We start from the raw sequence: 15133 nt of genomic DNA, 5'->3' as shown, positions 1-15133 counted from the left end.
GAGGTAAAGATGAAGGATTCAAAAGTTACATTCCGGTTCGCCGGAAGGGAAGATGCGGGACTTATACTGGGTTTTATAAAGAAGCTGGCAGAGTATGAACATATGGAGGAGGATGTGGTAGCTACGGAAGCGCTGCTCAGAGAGTGGATATTTGAACGGGAAAAGGCGGAGGTCCTCTTTGCCTTGTCAGAAGGAAAAGAAGTTGGATTTGCTCTGTTTTTCCACAATTTCTCCACCTTTCTCGGAAGGGCGGGCCTATACCTGGAAGACTTGTTCGTTCTGGAGGAAGAGCGGGGCAGGGGGTACGGGAAGGCGCTTCTTAAAAAGCTTGCGGCAATCGCCGTAGAGCGGGGGTGCGGCCGGCTTGAATGGTCATGTCTGGACTGGAACGAACCGAGCATTGAATTCTACCGGTCGCTCGGGGCAGAACAGATGGATGAGTGGAGCGTTTACAGGCTTTCAGGGGAAACGCTCAGACAGGCCGCAGAACGTTAAGACGTTTTGTCTTTTCTGCCCTTCCATATCCGCAGTGTGTCCAGTATACTTTCATGGCGGACTGAAGTGACGTCAAAGCGCAGAAGCTTAAACGTAAACTGGAGGATGAAGCCGATCCCGAACACAGCGATAACGGTGCCGATTCCTATTTTCGCTCCGAGCAGCCAGCCGGCCAGAAGAACAGAGCCTTCTATGATGCCCCGGATGAGGCCGATCGGTTTCTCCTGAAAACGTTTGCCGAGGGCTACCATGAGAGCATCCCTCGGGCCGCAGCCGAGGCCGGTTCCGACGTACAGAAATGTGGCGAGACATATGATGATCTCTCCGGCCAGCAGCATCACAATGCCGGAACTTAAGTGTTCCATTCTGGGAACAATACCGGACCACTGCAGCAAGTCAATAAATTTTCCGATGAGAAGGGCATTTAATATAGTTCCGAATCCGAGCTGTTCGTGCATGAGATAGTCGACGACGAGGATCAGTATGCCGGTGACGATGACGATATCGCCAAAAGACAGTCCTGTGGCGAGGGAAAGCCCCATGCTGAAGGCATCCCATGGCGCCAGACCAATGTCTGCCTGGACGATGAAGCAGGTGCCGAGGGCAAATAAGAATAATCCCGCCAGAAGGCGGATGAATCGTTTGATATATGAAACAGCCATAGCATTCTCCTTTGTATGTTCTACATTTATTATAGAAAGAAAAGTGCGTTGGCGCAACTGCAGAAAAATGAGAGGGCAATGATGGAGTACAGAAAAGCAACAGAAAAAGACATTGATCTGATAAGCGAGATCCGGCGTGTGCAGCTGATCCACGAGAAGGCGCATGAAGAAGTGGAAATAAGAGAAGAACTGAGAACATTTTTTGAACATGCATTTGCGGACAACCGGATCGTACAGATACTGGCGGAAGATAACGGCACAGTGGCGGCGACAGGAGCGGTCATCTTCTACGACTATCCGCCCAGTTTTTCCAATCCTTCCGGCAAAGTCGCATATATTGCGAATATGTTCACTGCTTTGGATCACCGGAGACAGGGACTGGCATGCAGGATCATGGATCTGCTCGTGGACGAAGCCAGAAAAGCCGGTGCGGGTGAGGTGCGGCTTCTGGCCTCGGAACCGGGAAGGCCGGTGTATGAAACGTACGGGTTTACTGCGGAAGACGGATGGTACGTCCTGGAGTGAAAGGCATTTACAGGAGGTATCACTCAGGGTAGATAAGCTGCCGGTCTGTGATCTGTTCCAGCACTTCCTTCAAATACCTGCCGGCAAGATATTTTGCCATCGGAAGGTTCATATCCAGGCAGTTGCCGCAGTCCTTTTCGGAGGCGCCCGGCACTTCGCCTTCAAAGTCCGCGATGAAGGCGAACAGTTCTTTCATAAGAGGCACGATATCCCGGGACTCATAATCTCCGGAGAGAAGAAGGTAAAAACCGGTGCGGCAGCCCATGGGCCCAAAATAGATCGTCCGGTCTCCGTATTTGGCATGGTTGCGCAGAAAAGTGGCCGCAAGGTGCTCGATGGCATGCATCTCCGCGGTGTTCATGACGGGTTCGTGGTTCGGTCTTGTCATACGGAGATCAAATGTAGTGATCGTCTGTCCGCCGGGATGGTCTTTCCGGGATACGTACACTCCGGGGAGTAATCTCGTATGGTCTATTGTAAAGCTTGTGATTTTTTCCATATATATATTCTCCTTTGCTTATATGATGCCGGCTGCTTTGGGGCGGCGCGTCTGCGTGCCTGCCGGTACTATGCGTATTATAGCACTTTTGTTTGTAATTTTCTATGAAAAACAGCAGGAGATGTGCTATACTATCAAAGTAGCCCTGTCAGGCAGAAGCGTTTGTTTTTCGCCGGTTCGGGCGCACAGGAGGCGGCAGATCATGAAGATATATTTTGTAAGACATGGGGAGACTGACTGGAATAAAGCGAGGCGTATCCAGGGACAGGTAGATATTCCCCTGAATGAATTTGGGAGACATCTGGCAGAGGAGACGGCGAAGGGACTTGCAGAGGTTCCCTTTGACATATGTTATACAAGTCCGCTTGACAGGGCGGTTGAGACAGCCCGGATCATACTGGGGGACAGGGCGGTTCCTGTGATCAAGGATGCGCGCATCAAAGAGATGGCCTTCGGAGAGTATGAGGGAAAATGCTGTTCTAAGAAGGGATGGGAGCTTCCGAGGGAATTCCAGCGGTTCTTTGATGATCCGGAGCATTATATCGTACCGGACGCAGGAGAAGGATTTGCGGATGTAAAAAAGCGGACAGGAGAGTTTCTGGAAGAACTGTTTCAAAGGCAGGATCTGAAAGATGCTTCTGTACTGGTAACGACACACGGGGCTGCGCTTGCAGGGATCCTGAACAACATAAAAGGCAGACCGCTTTGTGATTACTGGGGTGTGGGTGTCCACAAAAACTGCGCGGTCACGGAAGTGGAAGTGTCCGATTCCGGGGCGCGTATCATAGCGGAAAATGTGGTGTACTATAACGATGAAGTGGCACCATGGGAAGAATAGACAGGGAGGATTTGAAGAGATGATAAAGGACAGAAAAGTATTATTCAGCGGCATGCAGGCGACGGGAAGCCTGACACTTGGAAATTACCTGGGGGCGCTCAAGAACTGGGTGACGCTGAGCGATGAATATGAATGCTTCTACAGCGTGGTGGATATGCATTCCATCACGGTGCGCCAGGACCCGGCCACATTGAGAAAACGGGCAAGGGCGCTGCTGACGCTGTATATCGCGGCGGGGCTTGATCCGGAGAAAAACTGCATCTATTACCAGTCCCATGTATCCGGACATGCGGAACTGACATGGATTCTGAATTGCTTTACGTATATGGGTGAACTGAACCGCATGACACAGTTTAAGGACAAATCAGCCAAACACGCGGACAATATCAATGCAGGGCTGTTCACTTACCCGGTGCTCATGGCTGCGGATATTCTGCTGTATCAGGCAGATGTAGTGCCGGTAGGTATCGACCAGATGCAGCACCTGGAGCTGACAAGGGACATTGCAGAACGGTTCAACAACATCTATGGCGACGTGTTTACCGTGCCGGAGCCGTATATCGGAAAAGTCGGGGCCAAGATAATGAGTCTGCAGGACCCGGCGAAAAAGATGTCCAAATCAGATGAAAATCCAAACGCCAGTATCTATCTCATGGATGACCCGGATACGGTCATGAGAAAGTGCAAACGGGCGGTGACAGATTCAGAAGCGCACATCTTGTACCGCGACGAGCAGCCAGGCGTCAAAAACCTCGTTGACATTTACAGCGCATGCACCGGGAAGACACCGGACGAAGTGGTAGCCGAATTTGACGGAAAAGGTTACGGCGACTTCAAAATGGCGGTCGGGGAGGCAGTAGTGTCAGTGCTGAAGCCGCTGCAGGATGAGGTGGCAAGACTTGAAAAAGACAAGGCATATATTGACAGCGTGATAAAAACGAATGCGGAAAAGGCACAATATTTTGCCAATAAGACACTGAGAAAAGTGCAAAAGAAAGTAGGATTTCCAGAAAGAATCAGATAATTTTTTGAATTTTGAAAGGGGTCAGACCCCTGCTGTGGCAGGGGTCTGACCCCTTTCAATTTTTACAAACTATTCAGATAATTTATGACGGGCTGCAAGTATTCTTTGGATGTATTGTCATAAGAATGGGAGATTCGGCTGTACATTTCACTGTCTTCTCCCGCGGACTTTTTTATCATCTTGCAGAAGGCGGACATCATAAGTTTGCCGGCAGCCCCCATTCTTTCGTAACTGAGGCCTCCCGGAAGGTAGAACACTTTATACGCGCCTGCATCCGTTTTGAAATTGTTCTGAACGGCGGTATCCACCTCAGGAGAACCGGGCGGGGTGCATCCTGTTACTATCACGATCTTGTTTTTTCCGTTCAGCTTCAGATTTTTGAATGCATTTAGCTTTCGTATCGTGCCCGCTTGAAACGAGGAGGCGAAGACGACCGTGTCGTAAGGTGCAAAGTCCGCCTTTTTTGCGTTGTCGAAGGGAAGCAGAGTACAGCCAGATGCCTCGGACAGCCATTCGGCATATTTTTTTGTGAATCCTGTCTTAGAGTGATAAATGATGAGTGTTTTCATTACGTGATCTCCTGTTCGTTGTCTGTGATTAAGGAATGGGTGAATATTTCTTTTGCCTGAGTCAGCAGACGTTCAATCTGCCCGATATCCGTATTACCGCCCAGCACTGTGAGAAGAAATGAGATGCCGGTATTGTATATGAGCATATTCATATGAAGCTGCTGTGCTTTTTCTATGGGAAGATGAAGCTGCTGTGAGATAAATTCTGCCACCTGTGGGTCGGTCTCCTCTCTGTATATGTCTTCAATTGAGGTGACACCGTCTCTTTTTCGGAGGAAATAGAGACGGTACAGGTGGGGTTCTGTTTTTGCGAATTCTGCATGTGCTATTCCCATGCTCTGAAAAAGGTCCGTGTCATCGAGACGTTTCTTTATGAAGTCACGGAGATAGCCGCCCGTATATTCAATGACATCCTGTTTCAGTCCGTTCATATTGCTGCAGTAGCAATAGACAGGCTGTACAGAGCAGCCAAGCTTCTGTGAGATCCCCTTCACCGTCACATTCTCCATCCCACCGTCCCGTGCCAGGTCAAACGCGGCCTTTACAACCATTTCCTTTGTGATTCTCTGTCTGGGCATATAGATACCGCCTTTCGTAAATAAGTATATTATATAAATGATTTATATAAAGATATTATATAATATGCAGACTCAAATTGCAAGAAAATAATATTTGGGAAATCTAAAGAAATATAGAAGAAATGTCAGATAATTTAAAGAATTTGCAAAGGGGTCAGACCCCTGCCGCGGCAGGGGTCTGACCCCTTTGACAATTTAGTTGTCTTCTTCGTTTTGTACGGAGTAGGTCTGTCTCTTTCTTGCCATCTCATCGCTTTCCAGATACTCATCGTAGGATGTTATCTTATCGATGAGTTTTCCGCCCGGTACGATCTCCATAATACGGTTGGCCGTTGTCTGGACGATCTGGTGGTCACGGGAGCTGAACAGCAGGACGCCCGGAAATTTGATGAGTCCGTTGTTGAGTGCTGTGATGGACTCCATATCAAGATGGTTGGTCGGTTCATCAAGAAGGAGTACGTTGGCGCCTGATATCATCATCTTGGAGAGCAGGCAGCGGACTTTTTCCCCTCCGGAGAGTACTTTTACTTTTTTAACACCGTCGTCGCCGGCAAAGAGCATACGGCCGAGGAAACCGCGCACGTAAGTCACGTCTTTTTCTTCGGAATACTGGGTGAGCCATTCGACGATGGTGTAATCGTTATCAAATTCGTTGCCGCTGTCCAGCGGGAAGTAGGCCTGTGATGTGGTGACGCCCCACTTGTAGGTGCCCTCGTCGGGCTCCATCTCACCGGTCAGTATCTGGAACAAAGTCGTCTTGGCAAGTTCGTTGCCGCCGACAAAGGCAACCTTGTCATCGCGGTTCAGGGTGAAGGATATGTTGTCCAGTATTTTCTCCCCGTCGATCGTTTTGGTCAAACCGTCCACGGTCAGCACTTCATTGCCGATCTCCCGGTTCGGGCGGAAATCGATGTAGGGATACTTACGGCTGGACGGCTGGATATCATCCAGCTCGATCTTTTCCAGCGCGCGCTTACGTGAGGTGGCCTGCTTGGACTTGGAAGCGTTGGCGCTGAACCGGGAGATAAACTCCTGCAGCTCTTTGATCTTTTCTTCCTTTTTCTTGTTGGCTTCTTTCATCTGGCGGATGAGCAGCTGGCTCGACTCGTACCAGAAGTCATAGTTGCCGGCGTAGAGCTTGATCTTGCCGTAATCTATGTCTGCGATCTGTGTACATACCTTATTCAGGAAGTAACGGTCATGGGACACTACGATCACAGTATTGTCAAAATTGATGAGGAATTCCTCCAGCCATGCGATGGCGTCCAGGTCCAGATGGTTGGTAGGCTCATCGAGCAGAAGAATGTCCGGATTGCCGAAAAGCGCCTGGGCAAGCAGTACCTTCACCTTTTCCGGTCCGTTCAGATCTTTCATTGTTTTATAGTGCATCTCGGCGTCAATGCCAAGGCCATTGAGAAGCGTTGCGGCGTCGGACTCTGCCTCCCAGCCGTTCATGGCCGCGAATTCCCCTTCCAGCTCGCTGGCTTTGATACCGTCCTCGTCGGTAAAGTCTTCCTTGGCGTAGATGACTTCTTTTTCCTTCATGATCTCATACAGCCTTGCGTTCCCCATCATGACCGTATCCAGTACGAGATATTCATCGTACTGGAAGTGATCCTGCTGAAGGAAAGAGAGGCGTTCGCCGGGCGTAATGATGACTTCGCCCTTTGAAGGCTCCAGCTGCCCGGAAAGAATTCTTAAAAATGTAGATTTCCCGGCGCCGTTTGCGCCGATCAGGCCATAACAGTTGCCTTCCGTAAACTTGATGTTGACGTCTTCAAACAGGGCTTTTTTTCCGACCCGGAGTGTTATATTGCTCGTGCTGATCATACTTATCTATCTCCTTATATTTTATCTGATCTCCATGCGCACCTTCCATACCGGCAGGCGCTGTTGATAAAGCTGCATAACGCCGGTATATCCGGACGTTCCATTGCTTATATTATCAAATATGGAAGGAAATAGCAAGGCTTAAGCTATGGGTTGACATTTTGGACAAAAACCTTGAAAATACAGATAGGAGGTGGACGACGACATGGACGGAACAAAAGCTGCGGAAACTGACATGGCCGAAAACGTCGGCCTGAGTAAAGACGGGAAAAAGGTAGTTATCATAGACCAGAGCGAACTTCCTGCAAGGACGGTACGGCTGGAGCTTGGTACGCCCGGAGAAATGTTCGGGGCCATACAGAAGCTTAAGGTGCGGGGAGCCCCGGCTATCGGTATCTTTGCGGCGTACTGCATGTACTGTCTGGCGCAGCAGACAGAGACAGAGGATATGGAGGACTTTCTGAAAGAACTTGAGAAGTATGGGGCATATCTCAACGCTTCCAGGCCGACAGCCGTAAATTTAAGCTGGGCGGTAAGAAGGATGATACGAACAGCCGCAGAACATGCGCCAAAAGGCCGCAGAGGGGTTCTTGAGGCGCTCGGGCGGGAGTGCGTGAAGATACAGGAAGAAGATATCGCAATGTGCAGAGCGATATCAGAGTACGGCCTCGGCCTCATCCGGGAGGGCGACGGCATTCTTACCCACTGCAACGCAGGTCCGCTTGCGACTTCCCGCTACGGGACCGCGCTCGGCCCGCTCATACTCGGCGCAGAGCGCGGCATGCGGTTTAAAGTATATGCGGATGAGACGAGGCCTCTGCTCCAGGGGGCGAGGCTTACGACGTACGAGCTGATGAGGGCGGGGATCGATGTGACGCTCATCTGCGACAGCATGGCAGGCATCGTCATGAAAAACGGCTGGGTGCAGGCGTGCTTCGTCGGGTGCGACCGTGTCGCCTTAAACGGAGATACTGCCAACAAGATCGGAACGAGCAGTGTTGCGGTGCTGGCAGACTATTACAACATCCCCTTTTATGTGCTTGGCCCGTCCTCCACAATAGATATGGACTGCCCGTGCGGAGAGCGGATAGAGATCGAACTGAGAGAGGAAGAAGAGATCATAAAGAAGTATTATAAGGAACCCATGGCGCCGGAAGGCGTAACATGCTATAATCCGGCTTTTGATGTGACAGACCACAGCCTTATAACCGGTATCGTGACGGAGAAGGGCATACTGAGAGCGCCTTATGAGAAAAGTATAAGAAAACTATTTGAATAGAAGGAGTATATAAATATGTACGAAAAACCAGACTATGAATTTTACAGAAAAAGCGCGGAATATATAAGAGAAAAGATCGGCACACCGCCCGCCGTCGGCATTGTTCTCGGCACATGCCTCGGGGAGATCGAGCACGAGATCACAGATAAGACGGAAATTTACTACAAAGAGATACCAAACTTTCTCATCTCCACAGCGCCGGGTCACGCGGGCAAGCTCGTCTGCGGCCGGCTCGGCGGTAAGAGAGTTCTCTGCATGGCCGGCAGATTCCATCATTATGAAGGATACAGCTTCGAGGAACTGAGGATCCCGGTCTATGTCTTTAAACTGCTCGGCATCCGCACGCTTATCCTGACAAATGCGGCCGGAGCCGTCAATCTTAATTATGAGACCGGTGATATCTGTGTCATAAAGGATCATATCAACCTGTGCGGGGTGTCGCCCCAGCGCGGGGAAAATATTCCGGAGCTTGGCGAGCGGTTCTTCAGTATGAATGACGTGTATACACCGTCGCTTCGCAGACTGGCAAAAGACGCGGCGGTGGAGCTCGGCTTCTCTCTGCAGGAAGGGGTATACTATTTTGCACCGGGTCCTCAGTTTGAGACTCCGGCGGAGATCCGTGCCATGCGCCTTCTCGGCGCGGACATGGTAGGCATGTCCACCGTTCCGGAGGCGATCACAGCCGCTCACTGCAGGATGGATGTTCTTGGCCTGTCACTGGCGACAAACTTAAGTGCGGACAGAGTGCTTGACCACGATGTGACAGAAGATGTAAATAATGTGGAGGATGTCGTAAGCGGACGGTTCCGCGCCCTGCTGACGAAGATCGTGAGCAGACTGGATTAGAGAGGAGACAGCATGAATATAAGATTTTATAATGCCCGGATACTTTCCATGGAGGAAGGGACCGGCATAGAAGAAGGAGAAGTCTGGGTAAAAGGACCGTATATAGTCTACAGAGGGCCCGGCAGACCTTCGGATACGGTGTGGGACAGAGAAATAGATGTAAAGGGCAATGTGCTGATGCCGGGCTTCAAGAACGCCCACACACACTCGGCCATGACCTTTCTGCGGTCGTATGCGGACGATATGCCGCTCCTTGACTGGCTGAACAAACAAGTCTTTCCCATGGAGGCGAAGCTTACGTCCGAAGACATGTACCATCTGTCAAAACTGGCAGTCATGGAATATCTGACAAGCGGCATCACCGCCAATTTTGACATGTATATGGACCCGGTAAGTGTCGCAGAGGCGTCGGCAGACTGCGGGTTCCGCACCGTACTTTGCGGGGCCATGAATAATTTCAGCCAGTCACTTGAGAAAGAAGAACAGTGGTATAAGGAGCTGAATGATCATCACGAGCTTGTCAGCTTCTGCTTCGGCGCCCATGCCGAATATACAACGTCGAGAGAACTGCTGGAGGGCCTTTCTGAGCTGGCCCATAAGTATAAAGCGCCGGTATACCTGCACAACTCAGAGACAAAAGAAGAAGTAGAGCAGTGTATCGGCAGGTACAACAGGACGCCGACTGCGCTGTTGGCGGAGCTTGGCATCTACGATCACGGCGGAGGCGGTTACCACTGCGTGTACATGACAGGGGAAGATATGGATATCTTCCGGGAAAAAGGCCTCTATGCGGTGACAAATCCAGGTTCCAACACAAAACTTGCCAGCGGCATCGCGCCGGTAAAACAGATGATCGAACGGGGAATTCCGGTAGCCATAGGGACTGACGGGCCGGCGAGCAATAACTGTCTTGACATGTTCCGGGAGATGTTTCTTGTGACCGGACTTGCGAAGCTTAAGGAGTCCGACGCGGCGGCCGTGGATGCAGACGAGGTACTGAAGATGGCGGTGGTAAACGGGGCGCACGCAATGGGGCTTCATGACTGCGACGTACTGTCGGAAGGCAAATATGCGGATCTGACCGTGCTGGATCTGCACCAGCCCAATATGCAGCCTTTGAATAACATAACGAAAAACATCGTATACAGCGGCAGCAAACAAAACGTTGTGCTCACCATGGTAAATGGCAGGATACTGTATGAAAACGGCGTATTCCACATAGGGGAAGAGCCGGAGGACGTGTATGCAAGAGCAAACGAGATCATAGAACGTATACGGTAACAGAAAGCGAGGAGTATAAATGAAAAAAGCAACGATCGTACTGGAAGGCGGTGCAACGAGAGGGGTATTTACGTCAGGTGCGCTGGATTATCTCATGGAGAAGGACGTATATATGTCGCACGTCATCGGAGTCTCGGCGGGAGCGTGCAACGGGGTGGACTACGTGTCCAGACAGCCTGGCAGGACGAGAGACTGTATGATACACAAAGAGAAGGAATATGACTATTACTACGGCTTTACGAAGTTCATTAAAGAGAAGAGCCTGCTCGATATGGACATGGTGTTTGACAAGTATCCGAATGAAATCTTCCCTTTTGATTTCGAGACCTATTTTGCCTCTGATATGGAGTGTGAGATCGTAACGACGAACTGTGTCACCGGAAGAGCAGAATATATGAAAGAGAGGGAAGATAAAGGAAGGCTGATGAAGCTGTGCCGGGCTTCGAGCAGTATGCCCCTTGTCTCCCCGATCGTAAATATTGACGGCATCCCATATCTTGACGGCGGTCTTGCCGATTCGGTGCCGGTAAAAAGAGCTGTGGAACTCGGCAATGAGAAGATCATTCTCATGCTGACGAGGAATCCGGGGTACCGCAAGAAGATGACGTCAAAGGCGCTGGCAAATGTATACCGGCGCGCTTACAGGAAGTATCCGAATCTCGTGAGAACGACGATCCGGAGGAACTTTGAATATAACAAAGCAATGCGTCTCGTCGAACAGATGGAGGCGGAGGGAAAGATCTTTGTGCTCCGCCCGCTCATACCGACCGTGTCAAGACTGGAGAAGAATTATGACACACTCATGGAATTTTATGAGCATGGCTATCATCTCATGAAAAAGGAATTCGGCGCGTTGATGGAATATGTGGACAGATAGTATAGGAGGTAAAAAGATGCATTTATTTGAGCACAGCATTTCGACAAAAGGAACAGAACAGATGTCCAAGGTTACGGACATGGTCCGCGGGGATATCAAAAAAAGCGGTGTGGAACAAGGGATCGTAGTTGTATATTCTCCCCACACGACAGCCGGATTTACCATAAATGAAAATGCAGATCCGGACGTTGTTCACGATATGCTCTGCGGCATGGAGCGCGCGGTGCCGGCGGACGCAGACTACTACAGACATGTGGAGGGCAATTCCCACGCGCATATCAAGACGAGCTTTGTGGGACCTTCCCAGACACTTATTCTCCACAACGGCGACCTGCTGCTCGGCATCTGGCAGGATCTGTATTTCTGCGAATTCGATGGCCCGAGAAACCGGAAGTTCTATGTGAAGATCATGGAAGGATAGCTCATATGGACAGCAGGACATTATTGGACTTTATGTCGGTGGCAGAAAAACTGAAATGTACGGTGAGGCATTCGTGGACGTCAAGCGGACGCCGGGAGAGCGTGGCGGAACACGTATACCGGCTCTGTGTCTTTGCATGGCTTGTGCAGGCGGAATTTCCGGAAATGGACAGCACAAAAGTGATGGAGATGTGTCTCTTTCACGATCTTGGGGAGGCGGTCACCGGGGACATACCATGCTTTGAGAAGCAGGAGAAGGACAGCAGAGAAGAAGAGGATGCTGTGCACCGTGTGGCAGAGATGCTGCCGGACGGTGAGCGCAGGAGACTCGTATCCCTGCTTGCAGAACTTAAGGAAGGTGTGAGCGGTGAGGCAAAGCTCGTGCATGCGCTCGATAAGATGGAGGCGCTCATACAGCACAATGAAGCACCCATCCGCACGTGGCTGCCGCTTGAGTATGAGCTTCAGCTTACATATGGCCAGAAGGAGGCGGGGGCGTTCCCGTACACGAGACAGCTCAGACAGACTGTGGAACAGGACAGCGCCGACAAGATGGCGCTGGAAGGTGCGTCAGAGTGTCAGGAACAGAAGGAAGCGTTTTATGTGAGCAGGGACAAGGGGAAACTGGATCTGAAGCGGATCGTAGAGCTCATGCGCCAGTCGTACTGGGCCAAAACACGTTCCGAGGAAATGATCAGAAAGGCCATGGAAGGCTCGGTATGTTACGGTGTGTATGACAGAGACGGATATATGGTCGGCTATGCCAGGATCATCACAGATTTTGCCACAACCTTTTACCTGATGGATGTCATTATCGACGAAGTATACCGCGGAAAAGGACTCGGCACACTTTTGATGGACCGCATCATGGATGATGTGGGCAGCCTCCACGGCGTGCTTCACACAGAAGACGCAGGCGCGTTTTACGAGAAGTATGGATTTGTGCGTGACAGACGGAGACAGGAAGTATTGATGGAAAAAGAACGCAAATAGCCGTAACCTGAATGAAAGGCCGGAAAATCAACAGATTTTCCGGCCTTTCACAGACGTGTACGATCCCGCACAGTTACAGGAAGAGCGTGACGACTTGTCTCAGCGTGTCACGTTCCCCTACATTTCCAGGGAAGATAATATAAGGGATGCCGGGGTACCGGCTTTCAGGGCCGGTCTCCCAGGCCGGGATGCCGGGAGCTACCTGGCCAAGTACCGTGGCGCGCCTGATGTGGAGCGCTTTTGTAGCGATATCGCTGGAAGTGATCCCTCCTTTGGCGATAAGAAAAGAAGGCGCTTCCTCAAGCTGTGACGCAAAAGACTGCAGTGCATCAGATATGGCAACGGAACGCCTTAATACAGATTCCTTTGTATCGTTGGCATAGATGAGCTTTTTGCGTTTTGTATAGATGATGGCGTGCCTGCCGTCACGGATGCAGGCTCCGGCGAGCTTAAGTATCCGCAGACGTTCAGTCTCCAGCGCCTCCGGCTTGCCGACCAGGTCAGAGTTAAATTCCATCAGCTCGACCCCGTAAAGATCCGTCAGCTTTTCAAGCTGTGCGGTCGTCTTATCGGTATAAGAGCCAACGATGACAAGACCGCCGTGGTTTAAGGAGCCGCGGGATAATTCACCGGGCTTAAGAAGCGGCCTGTCAGGAATGCCGGCCATGACTTTGACGAGGGAAGCGGCGCATCGGAACAAAAAGCGCTTTCCCTTTCTCATGGCCCGGTACAGCGCAGCAGAGAATATTTTCAGGTCGCAGTAATCAGCGGCATTGACGACGATCTTCTGAAAATGTACGGCAGAGAGCAGAAGAGCCTCCACCCCGTCCAAGTCCGTGCCGCGCAGCATACGCAGCGGAATGCAGATCACGCTGCCGGCGGGGTATCTCCCTTCTGTTTTCTCTTCCACGTACTGCCGCAGATCGGAGGAGGCATATCCAAACGTGGAGTCTCTGGCAAACTCCGTTTCCGCCGCCGGGATGAGGTCGCCGCCGGAGCGCACATAATGAATGTTGTCCACGGTGAAGCGGCCGCCTTCTTTGAAGAAAGGACATATGACTTCGCCGTCTACCGCACGTCCGGTAATTTTTTCATATGTATGCCTCAGCACCTCTGTCTCAAGAGGATAATGGCCCCGCAGCGTAGAATCACTTCTGCTGATCACGAGATATCCGATGCCGGTCTTCTGTGAAACAAGGTGGATCGTCTGAGCGATCTCCTCGTGCAGGGAGGCGCTTTCCGCGGCGGAGAGCGCTCTGGAATTTGTCAGGATGTAAAAGAGTGCGCCAGGTTCCTCAAATCCTTCTTTTATACTGTCATAATCCCACCGTGTATATACAGAGACGCCGTGTACCGTCTGGGTTCCGGTCGGGTCGTCGTCCAGTACGATGATCTTGTCCGGACACATTTTTATCTCCTCTGCCAGCAGTCTGCCGGCTGCAGCTTCATCGGGGAGAGGGTACTGATGTAACAAGTCTGCATTCATAACTGTTCACTTCTCCTTTCCGGCACATCCTAATCGTCGCGTTTCTGGACTTTACAGTCAGCCAGGTTCTCAAAATATTTTACGATTCCGCAGTGGTCCTCGCCCATATGGCCTCTTACCTTCATTGCCTGCATGATCTCAAAGAGCTGGGAGGTAAGGGGGATCGGCGTCCCGATGAGATGTGCTTCCTCCACTACATTTTTAATATCCTTATGATTGATATAGATCGGGCCTCCCGGTACGAAATTGCGCTCCAGTATCATCGGGAGCTTGGCATCGAGTACCGCGCTTCCCGCAAGCCCGCCGCGGATGGCCTTATAAACCTTTTCCGGGTCCGCGCCGGCTTTTGTCGCAAAGACAAATGCTTCGGAGACGGAAGCTATCGTCATATTTACAATGATCTGGTTGGCAAGCTTGGCAATACTGCCGGTTCCGGTATCCCCGACGAGCAGCGCGCTTGAGCCCATCATTTCCAGATATGGCAGAACTTTTTGAAACGTTGCGTCATCGCCTCCGGCCATAAAGGAGAGGGTGCCGTCCACGGCTTTCGGTTCTCCGCCGCTGACAGGGGCGTCGAGAAAACCGCACCCCTTTTCCCGCAGCAGCCGGGAGCAGTAAAGGGAATCCTCCGGCGCTACGGAGCTCATGTCACAGACGACAGTACCCGGGACAAGGCCGGCACAGACGCCTTCCTCCCCAAACAACACTTCCTTTACGATCCCGCCGCTTGGCAGCATGAGGAAAATGACACTGCATGTACTGCCGATCGTGGAAGGATCCGATTTGACAGCGCCCTCAGAGACAAGACGGTCTGAAAGAGATTCTCTGACATCGTACACATGAAGGTCCGCCTGATGCTTCAGTAAATTCAAGGCCATTGGAGTCCCCATGATCCCAAGGCCGATAAAACCAATTTTATCCATAATTTTGT

General features: G+C 51.1%; 17 protein-coding genes. 10 read left to right on the top strand and 7 right to left on the bottom strand.

Features of this window, described 5'->3' with window-relative positions; genetic code table 11:
- Nucleotides 1-9: 9 nt before the first annotated feature.
- Nucleotides 10-495, top strand: a complete 486-nt coding sequence (locus LAJLEIBI_RS09590) for a GNAT family N-acetyltransferase (protein WP_006441620.1) — start codon at nt 10-12, stop codon at nt 493-495.
- On the opposite strand, the gene LAJLEIBI_RS09585 is transcribed toward LAJLEIBI_RS09590, so the two are convergent.
- Nucleotides 492-1157: a YczE/YyaS/YitT family protein gene (locus tag LAJLEIBI_RS09585; RefSeq protein ID WP_006441619.1), complete on the bottom strand. Its 666-nt coding sequence runs from the start codon at nt 1155-1157 to the stop codon at nt 492-494. The genes LAJLEIBI_RS09590 and LAJLEIBI_RS09585 overlap by 4 nt on opposite strands.
- A 78-nt stretch (nt 1158-1235) precedes the next feature.
- Here LAJLEIBI_RS09585 and LAJLEIBI_RS09580 point away from each other — a divergent pair, with 78 nt between their 5' ends.
- A complete protein-coding gene (locus LAJLEIBI_RS09580; RefSeq protein WP_242654895.1) occupies nt 1236-1682 on the top strand; it encodes a GNAT family N-acetyltransferase in 447 nt (148 codons plus the stop codon).
- A gap of 19 nt (nt 1683-1701) precedes the next feature.
- On the opposite strand, the gene LAJLEIBI_RS09575 is transcribed toward LAJLEIBI_RS09580, so the two are convergent.
- On the bottom strand, nt 1702-2181 hold the full coding sequence (locus tag LAJLEIBI_RS09575; RefSeq protein ID WP_006441617.1) for an S-ribosylhomocysteine lyase: 480 nt from the start codon (nt 2179-2181) through the stop codon (nt 1702-1704).
- A gap of 202 nt (nt 2182-2383) precedes the next feature.
- Here LAJLEIBI_RS09575 and LAJLEIBI_RS09570 point away from each other — a divergent pair, with 202 nt between their 5' ends.
- Together LAJLEIBI_RS09570 and trpS are read left to right on the top strand one after the other, a co-directional pair.
- Nucleotides 2384-3019 carry a histidine phosphatase family protein gene (locus LAJLEIBI_RS09570; protein ID WP_040434611.1) on the top strand — a complete coding sequence of 212 codons (636 nt, stop codon included), beginning with the start codon at nt 2384-2386 and terminating at the stop codon, nt 3017-3019.
- A gap of 19 nt (nt 3020-3038) precedes the next feature.
- On the top strand, nt 3039-4043 hold the full coding sequence (gene trpS, locus LAJLEIBI_RS09565) for a tryptophan--tRNA ligase (RefSeq protein WP_040434610.1): 1005 nt from the start codon (nt 3039-3041) through the stop codon (nt 4041-4043).
- A 62-nt stretch (nt 4044-4105) separates the two neighbouring features.
- On the opposite strand, the gene LAJLEIBI_RS09560 is transcribed toward trpS, so the two are convergent.
- The 3 genes from LAJLEIBI_RS09560 to LAJLEIBI_RS09550 form a co-directional block, all read right to left on the bottom strand.
- Entirely contained in the window at nt 4106-4612 is a 507-nt protein-coding gene (locus LAJLEIBI_RS09560) for a flavodoxin domain-containing protein (RefSeq protein ID WP_006441614.1), read from the bottom strand.
- Complete coding sequence (locus tag LAJLEIBI_RS09555) at nt 4612-5190, bottom strand: TetR/AcrR family transcriptional regulator (protein ID WP_006441613.1); 579 nt, start codon at nt 5188-5190, stop codon at nt 4612-4614. The genes LAJLEIBI_RS09560 and LAJLEIBI_RS09555 overlap by 1 nt, the downstream gene beginning before the upstream one ends.
- A gap of 195 nt (nt 5191-5385) precedes the next feature.
- Nucleotides 5386-7020: an ABC-F family ATP-binding cassette domain-containing protein gene (locus LAJLEIBI_RS09550; RefSeq protein ID WP_006441612.1), complete on the bottom strand. Its 1635-nt coding sequence runs from the start codon at nt 7018-7020 to the stop codon at nt 5386-5388.
- A 205-nt stretch (nt 7021-7225) separates the two neighbouring features.
- On the opposite strand from LAJLEIBI_RS09550, the gene mtnA reads away from it, so the two are divergent.
- The 6 genes from mtnA to LAJLEIBI_RS09520 are packed head-to-tail and all read left to right on the top strand — an operon-like array spanning nt 7226 to nt 12716.
- Complete coding sequence (mtnA, locus tag LAJLEIBI_RS09545) at nt 7226-8299, top strand: S-methyl-5-thioribose-1-phosphate isomerase (protein WP_050765452.1); 1074 nt, start codon at nt 7226-7228, stop codon at nt 8297-8299.
- Nucleotides 8300-8314: 15 nt separating this feature from the next.
- Nucleotides 8315-9145, top strand: coding sequence for a purine-nucleoside phosphorylase (locus LAJLEIBI_RS09540; protein WP_006441610.1), 831 nt, complete (start codon nt 8315-8317; stop codon nt 9143-9145).
- Nucleotides 9146-9157: 12 nt separating this feature from the next.
- Entirely contained in the window at nt 9158-10426 is a 1269-nt protein-coding gene (locus LAJLEIBI_RS09535) for an amidohydrolase family protein (RefSeq protein ID WP_006441609.1), read from the top strand.
- A gap of 19 nt (nt 10427-10445) precedes the next feature.
- Nucleotides 10446-11303: a patatin-like phospholipase family protein gene (locus LAJLEIBI_RS09530; protein ID WP_006441608.1), complete on the top strand. Its 858-nt coding sequence runs from the start codon at nt 10446-10448 to the stop codon at nt 11301-11303.
- Between the two features lie 16 nt (nt 11304-11319).
- Nucleotides 11320-11724, top strand: coding sequence for a secondary thiamine-phosphate synthase enzyme YjbQ (locus tag LAJLEIBI_RS09525; RefSeq protein WP_040434608.1), 405 nt, complete (start codon nt 11320-11322; stop codon nt 11722-11724).
- 5 nt (nt 11725-11729) lie between these two features.
- Nucleotides 11730-12716, top strand: coding sequence for a bifunctional HD family hydrolase/N-acetyltransferase (locus LAJLEIBI_RS09520; protein ID WP_006441606.1), 987 nt, complete (start codon nt 11730-11732; stop codon nt 12714-12716).
- A 73-nt stretch (nt 12717-12789) separates the two neighbouring features.
- On the opposite strand, the gene LAJLEIBI_RS09515 is transcribed toward LAJLEIBI_RS09520, so the two are convergent.
- Both LAJLEIBI_RS09515 and LAJLEIBI_RS09510 read right to left on the bottom strand, forming a co-directional pair.
- Entirely contained in the window at nt 12790-14202 is a 1413-nt protein-coding gene (locus LAJLEIBI_RS09515) for a four-carbon acid sugar kinase family protein (RefSeq protein ID WP_006441605.1), read from the bottom strand.
- A 29-nt stretch (nt 14203-14231) separates the two neighbouring features.
- The gene (locus tag LAJLEIBI_RS09510) at nt 14232-15125 is read right to left on the bottom strand and encodes an NAD(P)-binding domain-containing protein (protein WP_195319332.1); all 894 of its coding nucleotides are present in this window, start codon (nt 15123-15125) and stop codon (nt 14232-14234) included.
- Nucleotides 15126-15133: the final 8 nt, after the last annotated feature.

Origin of the sequence: [Clostridium] hylemonae DSM 15053, assembly GCF_008281175.1 — a bacterium.
Classification (GTDB): Bacteria; Bacillota; Clostridia; order Lachnospirales; family Lachnospiraceae; genus Extibacter; species Extibacter hylemonae.
This window is presented reverse-complemented; position numbering and strand designations above follow the sequence as displayed.